The organism is Citrobacter sp. Cf116, assembly GCF_030336505.1.
Classification (GTDB): domain Bacteria; phylum Pseudomonadota; class Gammaproteobacteria; order Enterobacterales; family Enterobacteriaceae; genus Citrobacter; species Citrobacter freundii.
In genome coordinates this window covers 1-337 of sequence record NZ_JAOWEQ010000011.1, presented here as the reverse complement: position 1 = coordinate 337, position 337 = coordinate 1, and the positions used below count along the sequence as shown (strand labels likewise).

Sequence of the window (337 nt, the reverse complement as noted above, 5' to 3'; positions counted from 1 at the left end):
CTGCAGACGAACTTCATCACAGAAAGCCCGGTAACGCAGAACCTCGGGGCGCTTTTTCCATTTGTCAGCGCGCGTCATTCGGGGCTTGCCCATTGGGGTGATATCGTAGACTTTCACATTCACCTCCAGATCCGCTGTTGCCAGGTTCTGTCCTGGCGAGGAGGCTTAGATGCTTCCGGCAAGAACGCGCTGATCGTCCAGTGAATAAAGTCATTATCCAGACTACGCTCGGTCTTAATCTGCTTTGCTTTATAGCTGGCTTCCAGTTCGTCAGCCTGCTCAGTGGTGAGTTGTGTATGTTGAAACCAGCTTTTCTTCATAACGCACCTCTGGATGC

General features: G+C 51.6%; 1 protein-coding gene and 1 pseudogene. Both read right to left on the bottom strand.

The window, feature by feature from the left end:
- Window positions 1-117, bottom strand: a pseudogene (locus tag OGV74_RS00755) (RusA family crossover junction endodeoxyribonuclease); the annotation flags it as partial.
- 2 nt (window positions 118-119) lie between these two features.
- On the bottom strand, window positions 120-337 hold a 218-nt coding region (locus OGV74_RS00750), incomplete at its 5' end, for a hypothetical protein (RefSeq protein WP_502873935.1).